This is a genomic window from Gammaproteobacteria bacterium, assembly GCA_032250735.1.
In the GTDB taxonomy this organism is placed as follows: domain Bacteria; phylum Pseudomonadota; class Gammaproteobacteria; order SZUA-152; family SZUA-152; genus SZUA-152.
In genome coordinates this window covers 220,607-246,501 of record JAVVEP010000002.1, presented here as the reverse complement: position 1 = coordinate 246,501, position 25,895 = coordinate 220,607, and the positions used below count along the sequence as shown (strand labels likewise).

The 25,895-nt window shown below is 61.0% G+C and carries 23 protein-coding genes; 7 read left to right on the top strand and 16 right to left on the bottom strand.

Annotation, left to right across the window (positions count from 1 at the left end):
- Positions 1-23 precede the first annotated feature (23 nt).
- Positions 24-485, bottom strand: coding sequence for a hypothetical protein (locus RRB22_02465; GenBank protein ID MDT8383254.1), 462 nt, complete (start codon positions 483-485; stop codon positions 24-26).
- 127 nt (positions 486-612) lie between these two features.
- Here RRB22_02465 and RRB22_02460 point away from each other — a divergent pair, with 127 nt between their 5' ends.
- The 3 genes from RRB22_02460 to RRB22_02450 all read left to right on the top strand — a co-directional run bounded on the left by RRB22_02460 (position 613) and on the right by RRB22_02450 (position 2,924).
- Positions 613-1,200 carry a TetR/AcrR family transcriptional regulator gene (locus tag RRB22_02460; protein MDT8383253.1) on the top strand — a complete coding sequence of 196 codons (588 nt, stop codon included), beginning with the start codon at positions 613-615 and terminating at the stop codon, positions 1,198-1,200.
- Positions 1,201-1,265: 65 nt separating this feature from the next.
- Positions 1,266-1,835, top strand: a complete 570-nt coding sequence (locus RRB22_02455; GenBank protein MDT8383252.1) for a carboxymuconolactone decarboxylase family protein — start codon at positions 1,266-1,268, stop codon at positions 1,833-1,835.
- Positions 1,836-1,844: 9 nt separating this feature from the next.
- The gene (locus RRB22_02450) at positions 1,845-2,924 is read left to right on the top strand and encodes an alkene reductase (protein MDT8383251.1); all 1,080 of its coding nucleotides are present in this window, start codon (positions 1,845-1,847) and stop codon (positions 2,922-2,924) included.
- Positions 2,925-2,935: 11 nt separating this feature from the next.
- On the opposite strand, the gene RRB22_02445 is transcribed toward RRB22_02450, so the two are convergent.
- The 13 genes from RRB22_02445 to RRB22_02385 all read right to left on the bottom strand — a co-directional run bounded on the left by RRB22_02445 (position 2,936) and on the right by RRB22_02385 (position 15,679).
- Positions 2,936-3,226, bottom strand: coding sequence for a hypothetical protein (locus tag RRB22_02445; GenBank protein MDT8383250.1), 291 nt, complete (start codon positions 3,224-3,226; stop codon positions 2,936-2,938).
- A 14-nt stretch (positions 3,227-3,240) separates the two neighbouring features.
- Entirely contained in the window at positions 3,241-5,355 is a 2,115-nt protein-coding gene (locus tag RRB22_02440) for an amylo-alpha-1,6-glucosidase (GenBank protein ID MDT8383249.1), read from the bottom strand.
- A 27-nt stretch (positions 5,356-5,382) separates the two neighbouring features.
- Positions 5,383-6,408: a VOC family protein gene (locus RRB22_02435; protein MDT8383248.1), complete on the bottom strand. Its 1,026-nt coding sequence runs from the start codon at positions 6,406-6,408 to the stop codon at positions 5,383-5,385.
- Positions 6,405-7,835: a GMC family oxidoreductase gene (locus RRB22_02430; GenBank protein MDT8383247.1), complete on the bottom strand. Its 1,431-nt coding sequence runs from the start codon at positions 7,833-7,835 to the stop codon at positions 6,405-6,407. The genes RRB22_02435 and RRB22_02430 overlap by 4 nt, the downstream gene beginning before the upstream one ends.
- The gene (locus tag RRB22_02425) at positions 7,832-8,617 is read right to left on the bottom strand and encodes an aquaporin (protein MDT8383246.1); all 786 of its coding nucleotides are present in this window, start codon (positions 8,615-8,617) and stop codon (positions 7,832-7,834) included. The genes RRB22_02430 and RRB22_02425 overlap by 4 nt, the downstream gene beginning before the upstream one ends.
- Positions 8,610-9,428 (bottom strand): SDR family oxidoreductase, encoded by an 819-nt coding sequence (locus RRB22_02420; GenBank protein ID MDT8383245.1) that lies wholly within the window; start codon positions 9,426-9,428, stop codon positions 8,610-8,612. The genes RRB22_02425 and RRB22_02420 overlap by 8 nt, the downstream gene beginning before the upstream one ends.
- A gap of 32 nt (positions 9,429-9,460) precedes the next feature.
- On the bottom strand, positions 9,461-12,124 hold the full coding sequence (locus tag RRB22_02415) for a glucosidase (GenBank protein MDT8383244.1): 2,664 nt from the start codon (positions 12,122-12,124) through the stop codon (positions 9,461-9,463).
- A gap of 74 nt (positions 12,125-12,198) precedes the next feature.
- Entirely contained in the window at positions 12,199-12,864 is a 666-nt protein-coding gene (locus RRB22_02410) for a VTT domain-containing protein (protein ID MDT8383243.1), read from the bottom strand.
- Entirely contained in the window at positions 12,861-13,295 is a 435-nt protein-coding gene (locus RRB22_02405; protein MDT8383242.1) for a heavy metal-responsive transcriptional regulator, read from the bottom strand. Before RRB22_02405 ends, RRB22_02410 begins: the two co-directional genes overlap by 4 nt.
- Entirely contained in the window at positions 13,292-13,561 is a 270-nt protein-coding gene (locus RRB22_02400) for a thioredoxin family protein (GenBank protein ID MDT8383241.1), read from the bottom strand. The genes RRB22_02405 and RRB22_02400 overlap by 4 nt, the downstream gene beginning before the upstream one ends.
- Positions 13,554-14,486: an NHL repeat-containing protein gene (locus RRB22_02395; GenBank protein ID MDT8383240.1), complete on the bottom strand. Its 933-nt coding sequence runs from the start codon at positions 14,484-14,486 to the stop codon at positions 13,554-13,556. The genes RRB22_02400 and RRB22_02395 overlap by 8 nt, the downstream gene beginning before the upstream one ends.
- A 32-nt stretch (positions 14,487-14,518) precedes the next feature.
- Entirely contained in the window at positions 14,519-14,815 is a 297-nt protein-coding gene (locus RRB22_02390; GenBank protein ID MDT8383239.1) for a heavy-metal-associated domain-containing protein, read from the bottom strand.
- Positions 14,816-14,845: 30 nt separating this feature from the next.
- Positions 14,846-15,679, bottom strand: coding sequence for a hypothetical protein (locus RRB22_02385; protein MDT8383238.1), 834 nt, complete (start codon positions 15,677-15,679; stop codon positions 14,846-14,848).
- A 213-nt stretch (positions 15,680-15,892) separates the two neighbouring features.
- Between RRB22_02385 and RRB22_02380 the strand changes: the two genes are divergently transcribed.
- The 4 genes from RRB22_02380 to RRB22_02365 are packed head-to-tail and all read left to right on the top strand — an operon-like array spanning position 15,893 to position 18,515.
- Positions 15,893-16,285 carry a mercuric transporter MerT family protein gene (locus RRB22_02380; GenBank protein ID MDT8383237.1) on the top strand — a complete coding sequence of 131 codons (393 nt, stop codon included), beginning with the start codon at positions 15,893-15,895 and terminating at the stop codon, positions 16,283-16,285.
- Between the two features lie 44 nt (positions 16,286-16,329).
- Positions 16,330-16,641, top strand: coding sequence for a cation transporter (locus RRB22_02375; protein MDT8383236.1), 312 nt, complete (start codon positions 16,330-16,332; stop codon positions 16,639-16,641).
- Positions 16,638-18,068 carry a mercury(II) reductase gene (gene merA, locus RRB22_02370; GenBank protein MDT8383235.1) on the top strand — a complete coding sequence of 477 codons (1,431 nt, stop codon included), beginning with the start codon at positions 16,638-16,640 and terminating at the stop codon, positions 18,066-18,068. Before RRB22_02375 ends, merA begins: the two co-directional genes overlap by 4 nt.
- Positions 18,069-18,083: 15 nt before the next feature.
- Positions 18,084-18,515: a MerR family DNA-binding protein gene (locus RRB22_02365; GenBank protein MDT8383234.1), complete on the top strand. Its 432-nt coding sequence runs from the start codon at positions 18,084-18,086 to the stop codon at positions 18,513-18,515.
- Between the two features lie 313 nt (positions 18,516-18,828).
- Here the strand turns inward: RRB22_02365 and RRB22_02360 are convergent, their stop codons facing one another.
- Positions 18,829-20,022: a response regulator gene (locus RRB22_02360; protein MDT8383233.1), complete on the bottom strand. Its 1,194-nt coding sequence runs from the start codon at positions 20,020-20,022 to the stop codon at positions 18,829-18,831.
- The gene (locus RRB22_02355) at positions 20,019-25,889 is read right to left on the bottom strand and encodes a PAS domain S-box protein (protein MDT8383232.1); all 5,871 of its coding nucleotides are present in this window, start codon (positions 25,887-25,889) and stop codon (positions 20,019-20,021) included. Before RRB22_02355 ends, RRB22_02360 begins: the two co-directional genes overlap by 4 nt.
- Positions 25,890-25,895 lie beyond the last annotated feature (6 nt).

Sequence of the window (25,895 nt, the reverse complement as noted above, 5' to 3'; positions counted from 1 at the left end):
TTCTCCCTGTTGTCCCGCCGGGGTTATTCGAAATGCTGTAGAATCATGCGTGCCGTCAGCGCCTTGCGTTGCGGTAAGGCGAGATCGTCCTTGCTTACATAAAGAAAGGTCTGCGGTTTCCCCAGTGCGGCGGGGTTTTTGCCGGCCCCTTCGATATCAATGATGGTGGCGCGTACCCCCGCATGTTGGGCGATATCCTCCAGTTTGCGCGACACCATGGAGTAATCCAGCATGGCGGCGAACAGCACTGGCACGGACGGTGCGCTGCGGCGCAGTTTGGCGAACACCTGTTCAGGCGATTCGGCAATGGACGAGGCGAGGGCGAGGGAAATCACCGCGCCTTTTGCGCCCTTGGCCTGCTGCGGCAGGTCGGCGAGGCGTTCCAGTTTTACGGCGGAATAGCCACCTTGCGTCAGCAAGGGCAGCATCTCGGCGACAATGAAGGGATGTGGGCGAGCGAGCAGTACCTGTCTTGTATCCGTCATATTTTGGCTCCAATCTGGTTGTCAGTTTGTAGTTGTTCTATTCAAAGATCCCATTGCCGCCGGTTTTGTTACACCCGCCGTTGCTAAGCGTTGACTTTTGTACCAAACGGTCCTAATGTCAAGCGTTATGAGTATAGGCCGCCCACTGGAATTCGATCCCGAACAAGCCCTGGACTCCGCCCTGGCGGTATTCTGGTCCCAGGGCTATGAGGCCGCGTCGTTGCAAGATCTGCTCCAGTCCATGGGGCTGTCGAAGAGCAGCTTCTATCAGGCCTTTCAGAGCAAGCATGCGTTGTTCGAACGTTGCCTGGAGCGCTACCGCGACCAGGTTACGGGGCAGTTGACCGAAGGTCTGCGCGGGGCCGGGTCGGGGCTCGCGTTCATCGAGGGCGTACTGCGCTCAATCGTTGCCGAGGCGCATAACAAGAAAAAGACACGCGGCTGCCTGATCATGAACACCGCCAACGAATTTTCCCAGAGCGATCCCAAAGTGGCCCGGCGGGTCACGTCGGGACTGACGAGCTTCAGGAAGGTTTTTCTGAAAGCCGTACAACAGGCGCAACAGGCCGGTGAAATCGATGACAAGCAAGATCCCCAGGTGCTGGCCGATTATTTGGTCACTTCCATCAGCGGTCTGCGCACCATGGTCAAGGCGGGGGCGAGCGCCGCCACCGTGGAAGGCGTCATTGATGTCACCATGAAAGCCCTGCGCTGATTTTTTTTCGCCAATTATGGACCGCATGGTCCAGTATTAATCACCACAACCCTAGGAGCACTGCCATGAGCACCGAATACAAAATCCCGTTGACACCAAAGACCCTCGAAACCGCCGCGCCGCGCGCCAAAGCGGTGATGGAGGCCACGCACGCCAAACTGGGTTTCGTGCCCAACATGTACGGCGGCATGGCCAACTGCCCCGGCCTGCTGGATACCTACGCCCACGGCTACACCCTGTTCCGCGAGGATTCCGGGTTCTCGCCGGCGGAGCAGGAGGTAGTACTGCTCACCGTCAGCCGCGAGAACGGCTGCCGCTACTGCGTCGCAGCGCACAGCTTCCTGGCGGACGCCATGTCCAAGGTGCCGCCGGCGGTGACCGACGCCATCCGCGACGGGAAGCCGGTGGGTGATCCGAAACTGGCTGCATTGCACGCGTTCACCCGCATCATGGTCGACAAGCGCGGCCTGCCGTCGCGCGCGGACGTCGATGCCTTTCTCGCCGCCGGTTACACTGAAAACCACATCCTGGACATCGTGCTTGCCATCGCGGTGAAGACCATCAGTAACTATTCCAATCACCTGTTCCACACGCCGGTGGACGGCATGTTCGAACACCGCACCTGGAACGTCTGAGGAGGAATCATGAGCACCGGCCTGTTTACCCCGTTGAAAATGGGGCCCCTTGAGCTTCCCAACCGCATCGTCATGGCGCCCCTAACCCGCAACCGCGCGCCGGGCTGCGTGCCCAACTCGCTGATGGCCGAGTACTACCGGCAGCGTGCCTCCGTGGGCCTGATCGTCACCGAGGCCAGCCAGGTATCGCCGCAGGGCGTGGGTTATCCGGCGACGCCGGGCATCCATTCGCCCGAGCAGACGGAGGCCTGGAAGGCCGTCACCGGCGCCGTGCATGAAGCAGGCGGGCGCATCTTCCTGCAACTGTGGCACGTGGGGCGGATTTCGCACCCCAGCTATCACGATGGCATATTGACGGTCGCGCCTTCCGCCATCGCGCCGAAAGGCGAGGCGGTGACCTACCAGGGCATGCAGCCCTTCGTGAAGCCGCGCGCGCTGGAGATTGAAGAGATTCCCGGCATCGTCGAGGACTTCCGCCGCGCCGCCGCCAACGCCCGCGCCGCCGGCTTCGACGGCGTGGAGATACACGGGGCCAACGGCTACCTCATCGACCAGTTCCTGCGCGATGGCAGCAACCGGCGCAGCGATGAGTATGGCGGCAGCATCGAAAACCGCGCGCGTTTGTTGCTGGAAGTGACCGAGGCGGTGGCGGGCGAATGGATCGACGGCTGCGTCGGCGTGCGCCTGTCGCCCTGGCAGCCGTTCAACGACATGGCCGACTCCGATCCGCAGGCCACTTTCAGTTATGCCGTCCAGGCGCTGGCCGGTTACAAGCTGGCCTACCTGCACCTCACCGAAATGGGCCGGGACGCACCCGGTGCGGCGGGGCCGGACTTCGAGCCGAACGTGCTGCGCGAAGCCTGGCCGGGCGTGCTGATCACCAACGGCGGTTATGATCGCGCCCGGGCTGACGACGCCATCGCCGAGGGAGCGGCCGATGCCGTGGCCTTCGGCCAGTTGTGCCTGGCCAATCCGGACCTGCCCCAACGTCTCCGAACCGGCGCGCCCCTGAACACGCCGGACCCCGCCACGTTTTACGGCGGCGATGCGCACGGCTACACGGACTATCCGGTGTTGGCGACGAGCTGACGGGTCACAGATTACGCGCCGTAATACTCGGCCAGGCGCGGGCTGCGGTGGTGGAAGATGACGCCGATGCCGCGGCCCGTGGCGTGTACGACCAGCGCGCCCAGGCGCAGGCCGTCCAGCGCGGCATCGGTGAACTCAATGGTGAGGCCTGTGCTGGTTGGCAGGCCCTCTCCGTCCTCGAATTCCAGAAAGGCGCCGTCCGGCGATAGATTGCGCACCACCACGATTTTTTTCAACGGTACGTGGTTGTGAATCACTGCCGCGAGATGGGTCTGAATCCGTTGGTGCAGTCGGTGTTCCATCGCTTATCGCCTCCTCACTTCCGGCCGTTCAACGCCGAAATCCGCCACCACGCCTCCAGCGCGCAAGCCACCGACCAGGCCTGGGCCGGCGCGCCGCGCGGGTGGTGGGGCGGGTCGGCGTCGAAGATTTCGCTGACAGTGCCGAGCCCGGCGTCGCGCAGGTGATCGGCCAGCGGTTCGAGGCGCGACAGCGCCAGGGCGGCGTCGCCGGTGACGCGGTGTTCGGCGAGGGCGTAATGGCCCAGCAGCCAGGCCCAGACCGTGCCCTGGTGATAGGCGCCGTCGCGTTCCCAGACGCCGCCTGAATAATATGGCCGATAATCGGGATGGCCGGGCGACAGCGAGCGCAGTCCATACGAGGTCAGCAGCACCCGGGCGCAGACGGCGACCACGGCCTGTTGCTGTTTTTTGGTCAGCGGCGAGTGGGGCAGGCTGACGGCGAGGATCTGGTTCGGACGAATGCTGGCGTCGTCGCCGTGCGGGCCGTCGAGCACGTCCAGCAGGCCGCCGCCATCGGCACTGACGAAACGCCGGAACCCGGCCTTGGTGCGTTTCACCAGCGCGGTATAGGGCTTAACGTTCTGGCCCAGTTGCTTCGCAAAATCGGCCATGCAGCACAGCGCGTTGTACCAGAGCGCGTTGATCTCCACCGGCTTGCCCATGCGCGGCGTCACCACCCAGTCGCCGACCTTGGCGTCCATCCAGGTCAGTTGCACGCCGGGCTCGCCGGCGCGCAGCAGGCCGTCTGCGGGGTCGACGCCGATGCCGTAGCGGGTGCCGTGGACGTGGGCATCGATGATCTCCGCCAGGACGGGAAACACCTCCGCCAGGGTGGCATCGTCGCCGCTGGCCTCGACATAGGCGCGCCACGCCTCGACGTACCATAGCGCCGCGTCCACCGTGTTGTATTCCGCCGTTCCGCCCGCGCCGGGGAAGACGTTGGGCAGCATGCCGCCGTCCACGAAGCGGGCGAAGGTGGCGAGGATGCGTTTGGCCGTGTCGAAGCGGCCGGTGGCCAGCGCCAGGCCGGGCAGTGCGATCATGGTGTCGCGGCCCCAGTCGCCGAACCAGGGGTAGCCGGCGATGATGGATTCTCCGTTGGGATCGCCCTCATCCGGCCCTGCGGGCCACCTTCTCCCGGGGGGAGAAGGGAAAAGGCTGCGGTCGGCGGCCGCTTCTTTTGCGGGACGGGCAAATACAAAGTTGTCGGCGGCGAGCACGAGCTGGTCGATCCACGCCGGCGCGTCCGGCAACGCCGGCCGCGCCTGTTGCAACAGCGCGGCGTCGCGCGCCCGCGCCTGGGCGAGGGACTCGGCGAGGGCGATGGCGGGTTCGCCGTCGAGGACGGCGGTCAGCCCGGTCCAGTGGCCGGGTTTCAATTCGATATGCAGAGTGCCCACGCGCAGATGATTGTCGCGGTCCTCCAGGCCCCGCTCGTGCTCGGCGGGCAGATCGACGCCTTCGATCCAGGTGGCGTCCGCCTCCAGCGTACCACCCTCGGGGAGCAGATTCAGGGTGAAGTGATCGTGGTGCGTGACCCGCAGGCCCGTACCCTCCACCCGGATATTCGGCGCGAATCCGCCCGCCGCCATGACATGGTGATGGTCGCGCGCATTGGCCAGCAGGCTCACGCGCAGCGCCAGCGGGCGGCCCGGTTTACCCAGTAGCCGCCAGGCGACACAGGTGGCGTCGCGGCCGTGCTCCATCCAGATGCGCTGTTCGATAACCACGTCGCCGAGGGCGTAGCGCCATACCGGCAGGCGGCCGTCGAGATGAAAGGATTCGATATGCACGTGGCCCGCGGGCGCGACCGCACCGCCGGTCCAGCGGTTGCTGAACAGGGGCCATTCGCGTTCGCCGTCGATGAGGGTGGCGTCGGCCTTGGCCAGCACCAGGTGGCGGCCCAGCGGCGGCTCGACGGGCGCGATGAGCAGGCCGTGATAGCGGCGCGTCAGCGTGTGCGCGAGGGTGCCCGCCGCGTAGCCGCCGCGGCCGTTGCTCAGCCACCACTCGCGGCGCTCGGCCTGGGCCAGGTCGCCGCAGGTCTCGCGGCCGAAGCGGATGAGAGGCGGGGCCCCGCGGTCGGGCGGAGGGGTTTGTTTTTTGGGAGTGGCTTTGCGCACGGCCATGGGTCGGCTCCTCTTTTTTAGGTTTATTTATTTGGCGATCAGTAACAGGCCGTGGCCATCGGCGTCGTGCGCCAGCAGCCCGTGGTCAAATCCCAGTCCGGCGCCGCCCGTGTCCACCGCCCCCGGCGAGACCCAGTGCCCACCGCTGTGCCGCAAGTCCGCGCCGGCGTCGCCGGGCTTGTCCACCGTGAGATGGGTCTGCCAGTGCCATAAATCGTTGGCCCGGGTATCGGCGGGCATGGGTCGGCCGGTTTGCGGCGCCAGGTATTCCAGCAGTTCGATGCCCGGCCCGACCGCCGCCTTCAGCGCCGTGATGCGCAGCCGCGCGCCGAAAACGTTGTTGAGGCGCTCCTGCTCGATGCCGTGATTCTCGGCCGTGCCGGCGACGCGTAGGCCGAGTGCGTCGCGGTAGAGGCGCAGGCTGGCGTCGGTGTCGGCCACCACGATGGCGGTGTGGTCGATGCCGAGGAACAGACGGCCGTCGTCGCGGCGCCATTTGGGGTCGCCCTTGTCCGGCGGGAAATGCAGGATCTCCAGGTGGTTGCCGTCGGGGTCGCGGAAATAAAAGGCCTCGATGCCGCCGGCATCGGGGTTCCAGTCCGGCAGGCGCTGGGGGCCGGGCGAGGCGTGCCGCACGCGATGCTTGCGCAAGTGGGCGTAGGCCCGCGGCATGTCGCTGACGATGATGGCGATGTGCTGGAACCAGCGGTCGTTGCTGCGCGAGTCGGGCGGGATGGGGCGGCCCTGCGGCGCGAGGAATTCGATGAGTTCGATGGATTCGTCGCCCAGGCGCAGGCGCGCCGTTTTTATCCGCGCGCCGAACACGCCGGTGAGGCGTTCGATGCCGGTGCCGGCCGCCTCGACCTCGCCCACTTTCTCGAAGGACAACACGCCGGTGTAAAAGGCCAGAGAGCGCTCCAGGTCGCTGACGGTGATGCCCACGGCATCCACCGCGCGCACGACCGGCGCGGCATGCAGGGGCGCAGCGTGTAGAGGCGCAAGGAACAACAGCAGGAATAACAGCCCTGCGGCGCGGGAAACATTTTTTCTCATGCGGAGTTCTCCGGGGCGAGATGCTCGCCCAGGCGCAGGCCCCAGGCGTAGATGGTCAGCGCCGGATTGACCCGGCTGGAGCGCGGCAGGACGCTGCCGTCGGCGACGTATAGATTGCGCAGACCGTGGACGCGGCCGTGGGCATCGACGACGGAATGTGCGGGATCGTCGCCCATCACCAGGCTGCCCAGGGCGTGGGCGGTGCCGGCGGGACCCATGTGGCGCGCCGCGCTCAGCAGGCCGCGGCGCAGCAGCGCCCGTTTGAAGGCGCGCAGCACGGCGCGGTGTTCGGTCCGTGCCGGGCCGAGGCGGGCCAGGTCGTAGTCCATCACCGGGCCGTCGGTGCCCTCGGTGATGCGGTTGTCGGGGGTGGAGCCGTCTTCGGTGGTGACGAAAAAGCCGTAGGCCCGCGCGCCCAGCGCTTTCGTGACGAAACCCGGCACGAAGCCGGGCAGTTGGGTGGCGAGGATCTCGCCGTCCAGCCAGCCCAGCGGTTGCACCGAGCTGTGCGGAAAGGCGTCGTTGAAGAAGATAGCCGTCTTGCGCAGCGCGTCGCGAAACTTGCGCGGCGCGAAGGCCAGCAGGGCGCTGTTGACGTGCATCTTGAAATGGGCGCCGGCCTGCCGCGCGGAGGGCAGGGTGGCCTCCAGACCAGTGTGACTGAAATAGGCCTGCAGCAGCCGTGGCGAACTCATGGCTCCGGCGGCGAGGATGATGGTCGGGGCGGTGAAATGGGCGCCTCCCAGGCAGTTCACGCCGGTGAGGGTGGCGGGGTCGCCGTCGGCGTGGCTGAAGCCAATGGCCTTATAGTTGAGTTTCACCGCGCAGCCGGGTGTCGTCGTTACGCTTTCCAACAGGCTGCGCTCGGCGTCGGCCTTGTGGCCGGCCACGGAGGCGAAGCCGTCAAAATGTTTGGCTTCACGCAGGTCGGAAATTATGGCGGGGCGAAGCCCGAGGGGCAGCGATTCGGCCCGCCAATCGCCCTGTGCCGTGATGCCCGCGATCAGGCGCCGCAAATCGGCCTCGTGTTCGAAGTGGCGTACGCCGAGCAGGCGCTCGGCCTCGTCGTACCAGGGCGCGAGAACGTCGTAGCCGATGGGCCAGGGCAGGCATTGGTGTGCCGCGTCGGCCTTGAACTCGTGGGGCATGAAGCGCAACAGGGCTGCGCCGTACCACTTGGTCTTGCCGCCCAGGTTGTAGAACTCGCCGGGGGTGAAGACTTCGCCCCGGCCGTCGCGCCAGATCTGTTTGTTGCCGAAGCGGCCCTCGCCGAACACCTGGCGGACGTCGAGGGTGCTGCCGTCGCGTGGTAGCCGCCCGCCCTTTTCCAGCACCAGCACGCGCTTGCCGTGGCGTGCCAGTTGATAGGCCGTGGCGCTGCCCCCCGCACCGGAGCCGATGACGATGGCGTCGAAGTCGTGGTTCATGACCGGCCTTTCTGGCCGCAATGGATGCACGGTTTATTGTCCGGGTGGTCGAGCTTGGCGCACATGGGGCGCGTGGAGCTACAGCGCCGGTAGACCTCGACGGCGGCGAGCATGCCCAGCACCGGTGCGGTGAAATACAGCCACAGCGCGGTCCAGTGCGCGCCGGGAAGGGCGGAGGCGAAGCTGCGCGCAGGGTTCATGCTCATGCCCGACAGCGGGGCTTCGACCGTGATGTAGGTGGCGACGAGAATGCCCGCCGCCAGGCCGGTGAAGCGGGCGAGGCGGGCGTGGTTCAGGAACCACAACACCGCCAGCATCAGGCCCGCCGAAATGGCGAATTCGGCGGCGAAGGCGATGCCTGCGCCGGCCGGTCCGGGCACGGTGGTGACATAACTGACCGGCGACGCGGCGAAGCGCTGGCCGAGCAGCGCCCAGGCGGCGAGCACCCCCGCCGTGCCGCCCGCGAACTGGGCGAGGATGTAGAACAGCGCGTCGGTGCGGGCGATCTTGCCCAGGCGCAAAAAGCTAAGGGTCACCGCCGGGTTGATGTGGGCGCCGGAGCGCCGGCCCCAGGGCGAGTAGATGATGCCCACGGCGGTCAGTCCCATGGCCAGGCCGACGAGGGCGCGGCGGGCATCGGCGTTCGGCAGCCACTCGCGCAGCGGCGAGCCGGCCGCCTCCAGCAGGGTCACGCAGACTCCGGCCATCAGCATGAAGGTGCCCAGTCCCCAGGCCTCCATCAGGTATTCGGGCCAGTGGGCGCGCAACTCCCTGTTAGCCACCCGTGGCGAATCCCGGATACAGCGTCATCCCCCCGTCGATGAACAGGCTGATGCCGTTGATGTAGTCGGCGTCATCGGAGGCCAGCCACACCACGGCGCGGCCGATCTCTTCCGGCTCGCCGATGCGCTTGTAGGGAATCAGGCGCATCAGGTCGTCGTGGGCCTCCTGGGTCTCCCACGCCGCTCGGTTGATGGGCGTGCGGATGGCGCCGGGGCAGACGCTGTTGACGCGGATGCGCCAGGGTGCGACCTCCTGGGCGATGCTCTTGGTCATGAGCATCACGCCGCCCTTGGACGCGGCGTAGTTGACGTGCCCGGCCCACGGAATGACCTCGTGCACCGAACTCATGGAAATGATCTTGCCGGCGGCGCAGGAGATCTCCGCCACCACGCCGCGGCGTTTGAATTCGCGGATGGCCTCGCGGGCGCAGAGGAACTGGCCGGTGAGGTTGACGTCGATGACCCGCTGCCACTGGGCCAGGGTCATTTCGTCGAAGGGGGCGTCCTGTTGCAGGCCGGCGTTGTTGACCAGCACGTCGATGGTGCCGAAGGCGTCGAACATCTGTCGGAACATGGCCTGCACCTGGTCCTCTTTCGAGACATCGGCCTTGATGGCGATGGCGTGGCCGCCCTTGGCCTTGATCTCGTCCACCACCGCGGCCGCAGCGCTGTCGTTACCGGAATAATTGACCACCACGTCCGCGCCCTCCTGCGCCAGATAGATGGCCACGCTCTTGCCGATGCCGGAACTGGCACCGGTCACCAGCGCCTTCTGGCCGCGCAGCAGGTTGCGGTGCGGCGGGTGGGGCATTTCGACGGGGGGTAGTGGCTGATCTGGTTCGCTCATGGCTTGTCCTTCGCTGCATGGAGTTGATCGATGAGGTTGGCCACCAGCCCGGTCCAGCCGGTCTGGTGGGAGGCGCCGACGCCGCGGCCGCTGTCGCCGTGGAAATATTCGTGGAACAGGAGGTGGTCGCGAAAGTGGGGGTCGTTCTGCAATTTTTCGTCATTGCCGAACACCGCGCGGCGGCCGTCGCCGTCCTGCTGAAAAATACGCACCAGCCGGCGCGACAGCTCGTCGGCGATATCGTTCAGTGACAGCGATTGCCCCGAGCCGGTGGGGTATTCGATGCGGAACTCGTCGCCGTAATAATCGTGGAAGCGGCGCAGCGAGCCGACCAGCAGGTAGTTGATGGGGAACCAGATGGGGCCGCGCCAGTTGGAGTTGCCGCCGAACAGGCCGGATTGCGATTCGCCCGGCCAGTAGCCCACGCGGATGGTGTCGCCGTTGCACTGGAACTCGTAGGGCCGTTCGGCGTGGGCGCGGGACAGGGCGCGGACGCCGTAATCGGACAGAAACTCCGTCTCGTCCAGCATGCGCGTGAGCAGGCGTTTCATGCGGTAGCCGCGCAACAGCGACAGCAGCCGGGTGGCGCCCAGCCCCGGCACCTCCCAGTGCGACACCAGCGCGGCCACCTCCGGGTCGTATTTCAGGAACCATTCCAGGCGGCGCTTGAAGCCGGGCAGGCGCTCCAGCAGCTCCGGCTCCAGCACCTCCACCGCGAACAGCGGGATCAGGCCGACGATGGAGCGGATCTTGATGGACTGCTTGCGGCCGTGGGGCAGGCTGAGCACGTCGTAGAAGAACTTGTCCTCGTCGTCCCACAGGCCGATGCCCTCGCCGCCGATGTTGTTCATGGCGGCGGCGATGTAGAGGAAGTGCTCGAAGAATTTGGTGGCGATATCCTCGTAGACCGGGTTGTGCTGCGCCAGCTCCAGGGCGATGCGCATGAGATTGAGCGAGTACATGGCCATCCAGCTGGTGCCGTCGGCCTGGTCGATGTGGCCGCCGGTGGGCAGCGGCGCGCTGCGGTCGAACACGCCGATGTTGTCCAGCCCGAGAAAGCCGCCCTGGAACACGTTGCGCCCCTCGGCGTCCTTGCGGTTCACCCACCAGGTGAAGTTGAGCATCAGCTTGTGGAACACCCGTTCCAGAAAGGCCAGGTCGCCCGTGCCGCCGCGCCGCTCGCGGTCGAGGCAGTAGACCTCCCAGGTTGCCCAGGCGTGCACCGGCGGATTGACGTCGCCGAAGGCCCACTCGTAGGCAGGCAACTGGCCGTTGGGGTGCATGTACCACTCGCGGGTGAGCAGCACGAGCTGGTTCTTGGCGAACTCGGGATCGACCAGCGCCAGCGGCAGGCACTGGAAGGCCAGGTCCCAGGCGGCGTACCAGGGGTACTCCCATTTGTCCGGCATGGAGAGGATGTCGGCGTGGTTGATGTGGGTCCAGTCGCGGTTGCGGCCGCGCAGGCGCTCGGCGGGCGGCGCCGGCATGGCCGGGTCGCCCTTGAGCCAGCGCGGCATGTCGATGTGGAAGAACTGCTTGCTCCAGATCATGCCCGCCAGGGCCTGGCGCTGGATGCGCGCGGTGTCGGCGTCGGGGATGCCGGTTTGCAGATCGGCATAAAATACGTCGGCCTCTTCGCGGCGCTGGGTGACCAGCGCGTCGAAATCGGTGAAGGGGGCATCCGTGGCCTTTTGTGCCAGGCGCAGGCGCAGTACGGCCGATCCGCCGGCCTCGATGTCTAACACGTAATGGGCGGCCGCCTTGGTGCCCTTGCCCGCGGGAGACACGGCCTGCTCGTTGCCGTGGATCACGAAGTCATGAAAGGCGTCCTTGTAATGGCCCTCGGCCTCCCCGTCGTAGTGTGTGCGTGCATTGGTCTCGTTGTTGCAAAACAGCAGCGGCGGCGCGCCCTCGGCGTACCAGTGATAGTCCTTCAGTTGTGCGTGGCGGGCGCGTGCGACACCTGCGCCGATGGACTCGATGCGCGGCCGTTTGGCGCCGCCCTCCCAGCTCCAGGTGTTGCGGAACCACAGTTGCGGCAGCACGTGCAGCGTGGCCGCCTGCGGGCCGCGATTGTGCACCGTGATGCACATGAGAATGTCGCGTACACCGGCCTTGGCGTATTCGACCTGGACATCGAAGTAGCGGTCCTCGTCGAACACGCCGCTGTCGAGCAACTCGAACTCCGGCGCGTCCATACCGCGTGCGCAGTTTTCCTCCACTAACTGCGAATAGGGAAACTCGGCCTGTGGATATTTATAGAGGTACTTCAGATAGGAGTGGGTGGGCGTGGCGTCGAGATAATAATAAAGCTCCTTCACATCTTCGCCGTGATTACCCTCGCCGTTGGTCAGGCCGAACAGGCGTTCTTTCAGAATCGAATCCTTGCCGTTCCACAACGCCAGCGACAGGCACAGGCGCTGCTGGTGGTCGCTGAGCCCGGCCAGCCCGTCCTCACCCCAACGATAGGCGCGCGAGCGGGCGTGGTCGTGGGGAAAATAATCCCAGGCGGTGCCGTGGGCGCTGTAATCCTCGCGCACCGTGCCCCATTGCCGCTCGCTGAGATACGGCCCCCACAATTGCCACGGCTGCTTGCCGGCGTATTGTTCGTCCTGGCGGCTTCGTTCGGCGTTGGGTTTTGTCTTGCGCGGTTTTGCCACTGGCGTCTCCTTCATACTTTGACGATTTCAGTGGTAGTCGCCGGTAGGCCGGTTTTCTTACACGTGGGTGGCGTTTATTGTCGGCGTTTCGAATACCGCTGTAGCAGGATGACGAGCAGCGACACGATGCCGAGCAACAATAGCGTCGTGCCGATGCGTTCGCTCTCGCCCGAGGCCATCTCGGCGCCGAAGTGGGCGAGCAGGAAGCTGGTGGGGATGATGCCGGCGAGGGTGGCGAGGCAGAAGCGCCAGAAGCGCAAAGGCGTGACGCCCGCGGCGTAGCTCACCAGGTCAAAGGAAATGAACGGTAGCAGGCGGGAGCCGAACACGATCAGCATGAGCATGTTTTGCGAGCCGTGCAGGCGTTGCATGATTTGTGATCCCAGCCACTTTTGCACGGCGGCCAGGCCAGCGAGGCGGCCGAGGGTGAAGGCGATGACGGCGCCCAGTTCCGCGCCGATGAGCACGTATGCCGTACCCGCCGTGTGGCCGTAGGCCGCGCCCGCAGCCAGCGCGATGGGTGCGCTGGGGATGGGGCTCATGACAATGGCCAGGGTCATCAGACCGATGATGGCCAGCGGGCCGATGATGCCCAATCCTTGCAGCCACGCTTGCAGCGCGGGGCCGTTTTCCAGAAAGGCGAGGGCGCCGGTGCGCGCAAGCAGCAGATAGCCGCCGATCAGCGCGGCGACGATGGCACCGAGGAGCAACAACCGGGCGACAGCAAGTGAGGGTTTCATCGTCGCGCGTGTGGGTCGATCTCAGCCCGCTGCTTCCGCTCATTGTCCTCTATTCCCTCGATAATCGGGCAACCCTCTTCACTGGCGGCGCATAGGTTGGTCAACAGGGTCAGTTCATTGCGCAGGGTGGTGAGGTCTTGCAGGTGGTCTTCGATCTCGGTCAGTTTCTTTCGCGTCAGTTCGCGCACCTCGGTGCGGGCGTGTTGCGGGTCTGTGCGCATGGCGAGCAGGTCTTTGATTTCGGCGAGGGAGAAGTTCATCTTTTGCGCGCGCTGAATGAACCTGAGCCGGGAGATGTCTTTGTCGCTGTAGACGCGGATGCCCGACGCCGTGCGGTTGACCTTCGGCAGCAGCCCGATCTTTTCGTAATAGCGCAGGGTGTCGGCGGAGAGGCCGAGCTGCTGGGTGATGTCGCCGATGCGATACGTCATGATTTACGGACGTTTTGTAGAGTCTGTAAAAGTTTGTCGCGCGCCGGCAGCGCGGTAAACACCAGTTTACCGTCGATGGCAATGGCCGGCGTGGCGCGCACGCCCATGGACACCGCGTAATCCAGTTCGGCGACCACGTCCACCCGGCACCACTGTATCCAGTCATTGCCGATTTCTTCCATCACGGACTGCACCAGGGTCACGGCGCGGCTGCACTGGTTGCATTGAGACGCAGTGAAGATTTCGATGTTACTGGTCTTACTCATCCCGTCTCCACTGCTGGATTTGATGGTTGGCGTAGTCAGCCACGAATACGCTGCCGTCATGACTCACCGCCACGGCGATGGCGGTGTGCGTGGTCCCGTCGCCGGGGAGGCCGAAGGCGTTGAGGAATTCTCCCTCGGGGGTGAATTTCTGCACGCGGTCGTTGTAGAAATCGGCGACATACACGTTGCCTTTAGGTCCCACGGTGATGCCGGTGACGGTGGCGAACCAGCCATGCCACGGGCCGTGGATGTTCATGGCGAAGGGGCCGCCCCATTTGGCCGCCAACTCTCCGTTAGGCCCAAAAGCGAGCACGCGGTCATTGTAACCGTCGGCGATGAACAGCGTTCCGTCCGCACTCAGCGCCACGTCGGTGGGATAGCCGAGCTTGCCGCCGAGCATGCCCGCCTCGCGGGTTACGCCCCATTGGCGCACGAATCCGCCATCGGCATTCAGGTGTTGCACGCGCTGATTGTAAAAGTCAGCTACATACACGTCGCCGTTGCCCGCCACGGTTATGCCGCCGGGTGCGTCGAATTCACCCGGGCCGCTGCCCGCCTTGCCGATCTTGCGCAGGAAGCGACCGTCCAGCGAGTAGACCTGTATCCGGTCGTTGAAGTAATCCGTCACATAAAGTTCGCCGCGGGCGGCGCTCAGGTTCATCGGACGGCCCAGTTGCCCGGGCGCCTCACCCGCCTCGCCGAAGGCGCGTTTGTAGTTGCCGTCGAGATCGAACACCTGGATGCGGGCGTTGCGCGAGTCGCTGACGAAGACCTCGTTGCCAAACACGGCGATGCCGGTGGGCTCGTTGAACCAGCCGGGGTTCGCGCCTTTGCCACCCCAGGTATTGATGAGTTGGTAAGGCGGTTCTTGTGGCGTGGGCGACCAGAGGGAGCAGCCGGCACTGAGCGTAGTGAGGATGGTCATGGCCACACCCACTGACATCCATCGAATCCGGCTCATAAGGGTTTCTCCGTCATACTCTTCATTGTGAAGCCGGCGTCGTTGATGAGGGTTTTCAATTCATCCTCGGTGAAGGTCTTGCCCTCGGCGGTTTTCACGATCACCAGGCCGTTTTTGAGGTCGATGTCCACCGACGCCACGCCCTCGGTTTTGGTGAACTTCTTTTCGATGCCGTAGGCGCAGAAGGGGCAGGCGAGGCCGTCCACGCGCAGGTCGTATTGGGTGCCGGCGGCGAATGCGAGGCCGCTCCACAGTAGGGTGACGACAGCAGTGAGGTGAACGAAATGCTCCATGGTGTGTGCTCCTCAAATAGAATTCATGGATTAAAAGTGCCATTCGAAGCTGGCGCTGGCGCGGTAGTCGGTTTTGTCCTGCGTGCCATTCAGATCACTGGCAATGGGTATCTGCACGCCGGCCTTGATGGCGAAATTGCGGGTGGTCCAGAAGATGCCGGGGGAGAGGAACAACTGCGTGCCGCCACTGTTGGCGAGGTCGCTGCCATTCAACGTGGCTTTCTCAGCGAACTCGCCATTGAGTTCCAGCAGCCAGACCGTGTCCGGCCTGCGGTATTCCGGCGGCGTGGGGCGCCAGCCGCCGACGAAGTCAATGAACCATTTTTCGCCCATCCGCAAACCAGCTTCGTTCTCGCCGGGGCGCAGGTAGCGGGCGGCTGCCCAGCGGTACCACTGGAGGCCCTCATAGCCGTAAGTGAGTCCGGCAAGGACATCCGTGGCGCCGTTGCCCAGGGGCGGGCTTTGGGTTTCGTCACCGTTGTCCATATTCACCGCCAGCAGCACGGCGGCCGATTCCTGAAGCCCTAAGGAATCCTCGCGCCAGAAGCGGTATTTGGTGAACAGCTTGATGTCCGCGGGGCCATTGGAGGATTCCGCATTTTCCTCTTTGCTGGCGTAGGGCAGTTCGATGCCCGCCGCCCAGTCCCCGGTGAGGCCGTAGACCAGTTCCAGGGCCAGTTCGTTTTCCGTTTCCTCGCCGGCCTTTTCCCGGTGCAGGTGGACGGAGGTTTCAACCCCGCCCTTGTACAGCACATGGGGGCCGATGCCGAAGATGGGGTCGTGGGCCAGAGCGGCATTGCTGCCAAACGCGAGCAGTACCACCGTTATCGCGCCAGGCAGGGCCGGCCACGAAAAATGCTTCATTTTATTTGCTCCTGTTATGGATTCATGGATATTGGGGTAGAGCCTAAACTCTGGAGTTGACTCCATGTCAAGCGCTTTTTGATGGAATTTTTCAAATAAAAGTGAGCAGGTAAAAAAAATCGATTTTCTACTTGACTCCGTTGTTAGGTACGGAGCCTAGAATTCCCTTATCGTAATCAACAGGAGCGGGTAATGGATACATCACAGACCTCAATGCAGTCGGGGCAGTCGGGAAAGGCAGAAAATCCGGCCAGCCAATCCACGAATCTGAGCAAAGGCACCCTGATCGGCGGCATCATCGCGGGCATTGCCGCCTCTACCTGCTGCATCGGCCCGCTGGTGTTGCTGACCCTGGGTATCAGCGGCTCGTGGATCGGCAACCTCAGCGCCCTGGAATCGGTACGCCCCATTTTCATCGGCCTGACCCTGCTATTTCTGGGCCTGGCCTTCCGCAAACTTTATCTCACGCCCCAGGCCTGCGCCGTGGACGCGCCTTGCGCCCGGCCCTCCAATCTGCGCAAGCAGCGCATCACCTTTTGGGTCGTGAGCGTGTTCGTGCTGGTGGTGATCAGTTTCCCCTGGTACGGGCCTTATCTGCTGGATTGATGGATTTTTCGTTAACACGGTAAACACTATTGAGGAATGACGTTATGCGTAAACTGTTTTTAATACTGGCATTGTGCCTGTCCGCGTTCGGCGGCGCGTTGGTCGATTCCGCCGCGGCGCTGGCCGGTGAGCTGAAAACTATCACCCTGTCGGTGGACAAGATGACCTGCAACATGTGTCCCATCACCGTGAAAAAGGCCCTGCGCGCAGTGGATGGCGTGACCGAGGTCAGCGCCAAATACGAAGGCGACGGCATCGGCTGGGCCACGGTAACCTATGATCCGGCCAAGGCCGATGTGGAAGATCTGACCTTCGCCACCGAGCAGGCGGGTTATCCGTCTAGGCTCACGCCATGAGCGATTGCTGCGCGAACAATGCGAACCAGCTCTTGCGCATCGCCATCGTCGGCACCGGCTCCGGCGCCTTCGCCGCAGCCATTGCAGCCGCTGAACGCGGCGCGCAAGTCACCATGATCGAAGCCGCCCATGTGATCGGCGGCACCTGCGTCAACATCGGTTGCGTGCCGTCGAAGATATTGATTCGCGGCGCGCATATTGCCCATCAACAGGGCCATCATGGATTTGCCGGCATTCCATTTCATTCACCAATGATCGATCGCGCCGGCATGGTGGCGCAACAACAGGACTGGGTGGAAAAACTTCGCCAGGCAAAATATGAAAATATTCTGCAAACCAACCCCGGCATCAACCTGGTGCGCGGCCTGGCGCGTTTCAAAGATGCCTGCACCCTGACCGTAACCACTGCCGATGGTGATGAAAAAGATATCGGTGCTGACCGCATTCTGTTGGCCGTGGGCGCCAGGCCAGCCATACCACCCATCACCGGCCTGGAAGGAACACCTTATTGGACCTCCACCGAGGCGCTGGTCGCGGAAGAAATCCCAAAGCGTTTGCTCGTCATCGGCGCCTCCGTGGTGGCCCTGGAGCTGGCGCAGGCCTTCCGCCACCTGGGCGCCGACGTCACCGTGCTGGCGCGTTCGACCTTGCTGTCGAAAGAGAATGCGGAGATCGGCGCGGCACTGGAGAAGGTCTTCACTGATGAAGGCATCAAGGTCATGTTGCATACTGCGGTGGAATCCGTGAGCCATGACGGCGAGCGATTCACACTAATGACAAGCGCTGGTGAACCACGGCAAGGTGACCGCCTGCTGGTGGCCACCGGCCGCGAGCCGAACACGGCAGCCCTCAAACTGGAAAATGCAGGCGTCAAAACCGACCCGCGCGGCACCATCGTCATCGACGATCACATGCGCACCAATGTGAAAAATATTTACGCCGCCGGTGACTGCACCAGCCAACCGCAGTTCGTGTACGTGGCCGCCGCTGCGGGCACCCGCGCCGCGCGCAACATGACCGGCGACGACGTGGCCCTCGACCTGTCGGCCATGCCCGCGGTGGTGTTCACCCACCCGCAGGTGGCCACGGTGGGTTTGACGGAGCGGCAGGCGAAAGAGCAGGGACTGGACGTGGAGAGCCGCACCCTCGTTCTGGAAAATGTCCCGCGCGCATTGGCCAACATGGACACCCGAGGCTTTATCAAACTGGTGGCGGAACAGGCCAATGGCCGCATTGTCGGCTGCCAGGTGCTGGCCGCCGAAGGTGGCGAAATCATCCAAACCGCCGCGCTGGCGCTTCGCAACCGCATGACCATCCACCAGCTGGCGGAACAGTTGTTTCCGTACCTGACCATGGTGGAGGGATTGAAGCTCTGCGCCCAGACCTTCAGCAAGGATGTAAAACAACTGTCCTGCTGCGCGGGATAGCGCTATAAACACAACATGGATTCAGCAAAATCACTTACCATCGGCAAACTGGCCGACCGATCGGGCGTCAACATCGAGACCATCCGTTACTATCAACGCCTGTGCTTGATCCAGGAACCGCCGAAACCCGCACAAGGTTTCCGACAATATCCGGTTGCCGATATCGCGCGCGTGCTTTTTATCCGGCGCGCGCAGCAGCTCGGTTTCACCCTCAAAGAGATTGGCGAGTTGCTGGAGCTTGGCGATGGTCATTGCCAGGAGGTGCAACAATTGGCGCGGTTGAAAGTGGAGAAAATCGAAGAACGCCTGCGAGACCTTCAATCCATGCATGCCGCTTTGCTAGACCTGCTTTCCCAATGCGAAGTGGCGGATAGAGGCGACATTCACTGTGCGCTTATTGAGGCCCTGGGCACGGAAGCGACGATAAGACCTTCAGAAACACTATAGGCCAGGTAGGTCTATTCCAGAAGCGCCATTCGATAGCCAACTCCGTATATACTCTGACACCCCATCATTGACTACGCATAATGTATATTATGTTAAATAGTGTATGGGGCACACGGCATCGGTGACAGCACTCAGTTCATGAGGTGAAATTTGTAAGGGCATGGCCTGATTATGACTTTATCTGGCGCAATAAATAAATCGCGCCAGATATGTGGCGCGATGACCGCGCCCATTATTGATAATCAGCTTCTGCTTGATGGCGTCCTCTCACACATAGTTGACTACCCGAAGCCCATACCGCCTGGAGAAGGCACTACGGGTGCAACGCATGGGCAACCTTCCCCAACAACGTGTCACGGTCAAATGGCTTGACGATGTAATCGACAGCGCCGGATTTTATGCTGTCGTGCACGGCAGCTTCCTCGTTTTTTCCCGTTAACATGATCACCGGCACATGTGTGTATTGCGGCATGGCCTTGAGACGACGCGTTGTTTCTATACCATCCAGATCCGGCATCATGATGTCCATAAGGATCAAGTCGGGTTGCATCTTGCGTAAGATATTCAATGCCTCAACGCCGCCGCCGGCAAATACCAGGCGATAATTCTCTGCGGCAAGCAGTGTGCTCACGATATTGCTCTGAAAATCATCGTCATCCACTATTAAAATCATTGGCCGAATGGCGTCTGCCATGGCACTCAATGTGCGCGCTGATTCAATGTGAGGCTCAATCCCTTTCCTGAAATCGTCGGTCCATTGCTTCATGGGCTGTACAGATTCGGCGATTTTACGAAAGCGTTGTCCGACCTCCTCCTGCTTGAGCCGTTTAATCTCCCGCTCCAGGCCGGAGATATCGCTGATTCTGGATACGCCAGGTAGATTGCCTTGCGCGAGTTTGTTGGAAAATCCATCCAAGGCCGCGTCGATATCCTGCTCCGCCTGTGCCATGGCGCGACTGGCTCCTTCAATTCTCTGACTGCCTTGCACAACATGTTGATCCAGCATGTGTCCCAACTCAGTCAGGCGACGTGCCTGGGCGGCAAATTCTGCCGCCGACGGGCCGCCTTCACTGATTGCAGTCAAATCGCGTAGCGAATGATGCACTGACATCAGTATGCGTGGCGCATCGTATGTAATCGGCCAGAACAGGATGTAATCATCGAAGTATTGTTTTCGACACGCCTGATAAGCCTGACTGACTTCATCCTTGTTGCACAGTACGACTGTACGATGCGGCTGTAGATGAATATTGCCGCTTATACGATAAAGCCCGAGGTAATAGCGCTCGGCCTTTGCCAGAGTATTGAACGCGAGCACCAGCACGTCCGGGGCGTTGCTCTCAAAATCTTTCACTGCCAGATCAGGATTGGTGGAAAGGAAGACCTGTTCAAATTCCTGAGTGAGCAGCTTTTTTACCAACGCCGCATCACTAAGAATGTCCGATACAACAAGTATCATGGCTCGGGCTTCGGCTGGCTTGATGAGTGCAGCGGGCTCAGCGTTCATAATAAATCCGCCTGTAAATGTTGCATGCGTTCGTTCCACGACTCGATCCAGGCTGGCAAATCACCGGCAGGCATTGGCTTTGCAATGAAATACCCCTGGGCTATATCGCATTTCGTACGCCGCACCATGTCCCAGTCATTGCGATCTTCCACGCCTTCGGCGACCACTTCCATTCCGAGTTGCTTGCCCAGACTCAGGCTGGCGTCAAAGATCGCGCGAGCGGTGTCATCATGCCATGCGCCGCGAACAAAGCTTTTGTCGATCTTGAGCTCATCAAAAGGAATGTCGCGTAACTGGGTAAACGAAGAATGGCCCGTGCCAAAATCATCGATTGAAAGGCGAAAGCGTTTCAGGCGCAATCGGGTCAGGACCTCAAGCGGCGCGCGCTGGTCCAGCATGAGCCGGCTTTCCGTTACTTCCAGAACGATATCCTGCGGTGTCACCCCCGCTGCATTGGCTGCATCTGCGACGAAATCCACAAAAGCCACCGAGCTAAGATTGTCCATCGATACGTTAACCGCCATCCGCAGCCTCAGCCCAGCCTGCTGCCAGGCCTTGCTTTGGGACAATGCACCGATCAGCACCACACGCGTCAAATCATCAATCAAACCATGCTCTTCGGCGATGCCAATGAACTGGTCAGGGAATACCATCCCGTCCACCGGATGACGCCAGCGCACCAGGGTTTCCATACCGACGACCGCGCCGGTGCTGACGGAAACTTTGGGCTGGTAGTAATTAACCAGTTCACCATTGGCGATGGCGGTGCGCAGTTCGTCTACGCCATAAGCCTGCCTTGTCGATGGCGGCGCATTTTGCATGTGCATCGTCTTATTCATCAGCATGGTTAAATGAGCCACTGAAACGGGTTTTTTCAGATGACCCAGCACCGTGATGCGGTGTGCCTGAATCAGTTTCTCTGCCATTTGCAGCACACGTTCGTCTTCGCCACTGACCAGAATGAGATTTCCGCTGTAGTTATGCTCGACCAGCTTACGGACGAATTCGATTCCATCCATCTCTGGCATTTGCAAATCCAGCAGAATCAAATTGTGTGGGTTGGCACTGGCGCTGACCCATTGCAGAGCTTCAGATCCATTGTCGCAAGTCGTCACCGAGGTGAAGCCCAATCCGTCCAGCATGTTGGCGAGCAATATGAGCGTGAATGACTCATCGTCCAGTACCAGGATCCGGATTGTTGATTTGTTCATTTGTACGGCTTCATATATATCGTTGTCGGTGTCTGCACCCTGCCCCTGTAAGGACTCGATAAAGATGATAACCGCATCGAATTCGCGCTCAAACTTCGGCAATTGCAATGCCAGCGTTTCATTGCTGCCCGCTTTACCCGCAGTCTCCATCTCTTCGCACAATTCCCCCAGCGCAAGGGCGCCCACGGTGCGCGCCGAAGACTTGAGTTTATGCGCCAGCTCTCCTGCCTGCACCGGCTGATGATCGGCGCAAGCCGTTTTTAATTCGGCCGCTATGTTTGTTGCACTGGACCGAAAGTCATTCAGGAACCTGTCTATCACTACAGGGTCATTACCGACCAGACCCTCGAGCACACTCACATCTACCGCCCGAGTGGCGGCGATTCGCGGGATTACATTGTAGGTATCCAGACTGGGTATAGAGGTCGGCAACCACGTTAGCAGGATTTGTCTAAGATCTTCCAGTTGCAACGGCTTGCTTAGATAATCGTCCATGCCGGCTGCCCGGCAGCGATCAGCCTCGTATCTGAGCGCGTTGGCAGTCAGCGCCACGATCGGGATGTGTCGAGAACCCTGCTCCTGTGCACGAATCCCGGCAGTCAATGCATAACCATCCATCTCCGGCATATGCAAATCAGTGAGCAGCAACGCGTAGTCGCCGCTTTGCCAGTGTTCCAGTGCCAGACGACCATTGTCGGCCACATCGGCAGCAAATCCGAGCAGTCCAAGCTGCCACAGGATCACCTTCTGGTTGGTCTCGTTGTCCTCGGCAACCAGAATTAGCCGACCATTGCGCAGGGCCTCGTCGCGAGATGGCGGTTTGAATACCCTCTCGCTCTTGTCCGAGTGCGGCGTTTGTTGTTCGGCGGGTATTCGTCCTGCGGAAATAGCAACCGCTTTAAAGAGTCGGTGACGCGTCAGTACGTTCCCATCCAGCAATACCACATCGATATCGTTCACACGCGGCTCCCTTCGCGATCCGCGCCCAATGGCAATAATGCGTATTTCCTGGTTCGGCAGATTGCTGGCAAGGATGTGGAAATTATTTAGCGCTAGCGGAATATCGACAGCATCGATGATCCAGCTCCAGAGCCCTGGCGGCAAACTGTGCATCAGGGTACGTGCCGCCGCCAGGTCGTCTGCCCGCGCGACACGCGCCTCACCGTGCGTCAGATACGCAGCAATGTCTTCGGCCAGGCCGCCCGTGATGCCTACCACGAGACAGGAGAGTCCCGCCACTTCCGATATAGACTTGACGATTACCCCTTGGTGTTGCTGCAGAGGGAAATTCAGATGCACGGTGAACGTCGAGCTCTGCCCAAGCGTGCTTTGCACCATTAAATGGCCGCCCATCAGTTCGACCAGATGACGCGAAATAACCAGCCCCATCCCAGTGCCACCGAAGCGCCGGGTAGTCGACGTGTCGGCCTGGGTGAATGCAGTGAACATCCGCTGTTGCGTCGCTTCATCCATTCCGATGCCATTGTCTTCAACATGGATTTCCACGACCGCCTGCTTCTGGGAACGCTCGATTTGCACGGCGCGAACCGACACCCTGCCCGCTTGCCGGCGGCTACCCGAAAACTTGATGGCGTTGCCAACAAGATTCAGCAGCACCTGACGTAACCGTAGATCGTCGCCCATGACCATTTCAGGAATCGTGGGATCGACGAACACAGTGAGCACCACGTTTTTGTTAATGGCCAGTTCATCCAGCATACTACAGGCCTTTTCCATCACGTCGGCCAACGAGATGGGTACCTGTTCGATATCCATCCGCCCGGCCTCGATCTTGGAAAAATCGAGAATGTCGTCGATGACCGACAATAGCGAATGTGCCGATTCGTGGATAAGGTCGACCATCTCCATCTGCTGGTCATTAAGACTGGTCTGCTGCAGCACGTCGGCCATGCCGATCACACCGTTCATTGGAGTACGTATCTCGTGGCTCATGGTGGCAAGAAAGCGTGACTTGGCCTGGTTGGCCTGATCGGCCGCGAGCCGTGCCTGTTCCAGATCGGCGGTGCGTGTCGCTACCTTTTCTTCCAGTTCTTCGTTGAGGTTACGCAGCGCCGCCTCAGCCTTCAAATAGGCCATGGCATAGGAAATATCGCCGGCCAGATCAGTCAGCAGTTTCACCTCTTCTTCATGAAAGAAATTTTTCTCGTTCGCGTATAGCGCGAGCGTGCCAATGGCTTCATCTGAAACGATCAAGGGCAAAATGATGATTGAGTGAACACCGTTTTCGGCATATTTCGTATCGAATAACACCTGGGGATCGCTTTGCGAGTCATTGGAGACAATGATTCTTTTCTCTCTTATCGCCCGTGAAACCATGGTGGCTGATGCACGCTCAGGAGACGACAAGATGTTTTTTATGTCGCCAAGGAGCGCTTCGTCCTTACCTGCCGTGGCCCGCGGGACAATCGTCATCGGGCTCGCATCCACCGTGGCTATCATGGCCATGCGAAACCCACCTATCTCCACCGCGACCCGGCACGCCTCATTAAACAGTTCATCGTGGCTGTGCACACGCACGATTAGCGTATTGATACTGCCCAGCATTGCATATACGCGGTTGAGGTATGCGACCCTGCTCTCCACTGCCTTGCGTTCTGTAATATCCTGGATCATGCAGAGGTGGTGTGGACGGGTTCTATTTTCGACCTTCAACGGGCTGACCGTCATGTCGATCCAGACGTCTGAGCCATCGGGGCGAAGATAACGCTTTTCCATCTGGAATCTGTTTAGCTTCCCGGAAGTCAACAACGCCATATTATCCAGGTCCACCTGCATATCGTCGGGGTGAGTGATTTGCAACCAGTCAATATTCGCCAACTCTTCCATTGACCTGCCGGCAATCTCGGCAAAGCGTTGGTTGGTTTCGTAGATATGTCCCGAGATTGAATCGATCACGGAAATTCCCAACGGCGCCTGCTGAAACATGGTCTTGAATCGTTCTTCGCTCTTGCGCAGCGCAATGTCCGCCCGCTTGCGCTCAGTAATGTCGCGAATGGTGAATATCACCACGGGGACTTCGTCTGTCTCCAGTGGGCTTAGGCTGATTTCTACCGGGAATTCGGTGCCGTCCTTGTGCAGGCCAAACAGTTCCCGTCCCGCGCCCATTGTTCGTGCACTCGGTTGGGTGAAAAAACCGTTCAGGGATACCCGGTGAGCGCCGCGGTTGCTTTCAGGTACGAGTATTTCGATCTTGTGCTCCAGCAGTTCCTCTCTTGTCCAGCCAAACAGATTAACGGCCTGTGAGTTGACCAGCACTATTTCGGCGTTGTGGTCGACAATGACCATTGCATCAGGCGCAGATTCCAGTAGATCCCTGAACCTCTGACTGGACTTTTTGCGTTCGGTGATGTCACGGAAATACCAGGCGCGTCCGTAATACTTGCCGTCTGTGCCAGTGACTGGAGCCGAATACCGATCGATTATTCTCCCATCTTTTAGCGATATCTCCTCGTGACTCTTTTCCTCGCGGTGCTCGTACAAATATCGGATACGAACGGCAAATTCTTCCGGATTTTTTATTTGGTCAACAACTGACTGAAGCACAGGAGTATTCAGACCCTCACTCACAAGCAGTGGGGACAGTTTCCACAGAACGATGAACTGTTGATTGTAGGAGATGATTTGCTCATTCTTGCCGACCACGAGAATGGCATCAAGCGAAGTCTCCAGCTGAGTCTGGAGCATCATGCTCTTGAATGCCATTTCCTTTTTCTCTCGCTTGTACTGAGATTCGCGGGCGAATTTGTCGAGCGCAAAGCTGATATCCGTCGCCATTTCCATCAGCAGGTTTCTCGCCTCTTCGTCGAAGGCGTTGGGCTCTGCGGAATACAGGGTAAAAGTGCCGATGGCAACGCCTTCCCTGTGCAGCGGCAACGCGGCGGCTGCGGCCAGGCCAGCGGACAAGGCGCGCTCACGCCAGGGAACGGTTGCCGGGTCAGCCAGGAAATCCTGACACCAGTACAAACGGTTGTCGCGAATTGCCGTGCCAATCGGGCCTCGTCCAAACGGGCTATCGGCATCCACAGAGACATGGATGTCTTTCAGGTATTCGGTGTGATCGCCAAAACTGGCCGCTGGCCTAACCTTGAGAGTCTTATTGTCGGCCAAACCGATCCAGGCCATTTTCATGCCGCCGAATTGCACCGCTACGCGGCAGATCTGCAGGAACAACTCTTCCTCGTTGTCGCAGTGCACAATGGCATGGTTACACTGGCTCAGTGCAGCATAGAGTTGCTTTTGACGCTGGAATTTTGCTTCGGCTGCCTTGCGTTCGGTTATATCGTGAATGTTGCACTGAACGACCTTGACGCCTTCGCAGTCGTAAATATTGCCTACGAATTCGACCTGCATTCTAGCACCGGATCTGGTTTTGAGTGGAAGGTCTTCGTATCGGACATGTCCATTCGTTTGCAGCTCCGAAAACATTTCCCTGAACTCGGCACTTTCCGAAAACGGGCCCATCTCCCATAGCTTTTTCCCCAGGGACTCTGCATGCGAGTAGCCAAGAAGTTCGATCAAGTAGAGATTGAGGTCTTCGACCTGTGCAGTTTCAGCGTTGAGAAGCAGGATTCCGTTTTGAGCCGTTTCGAATAGACGACGATAGCGACTTTCGGATGCCCGTAACGCTTTATTCACAGCGCG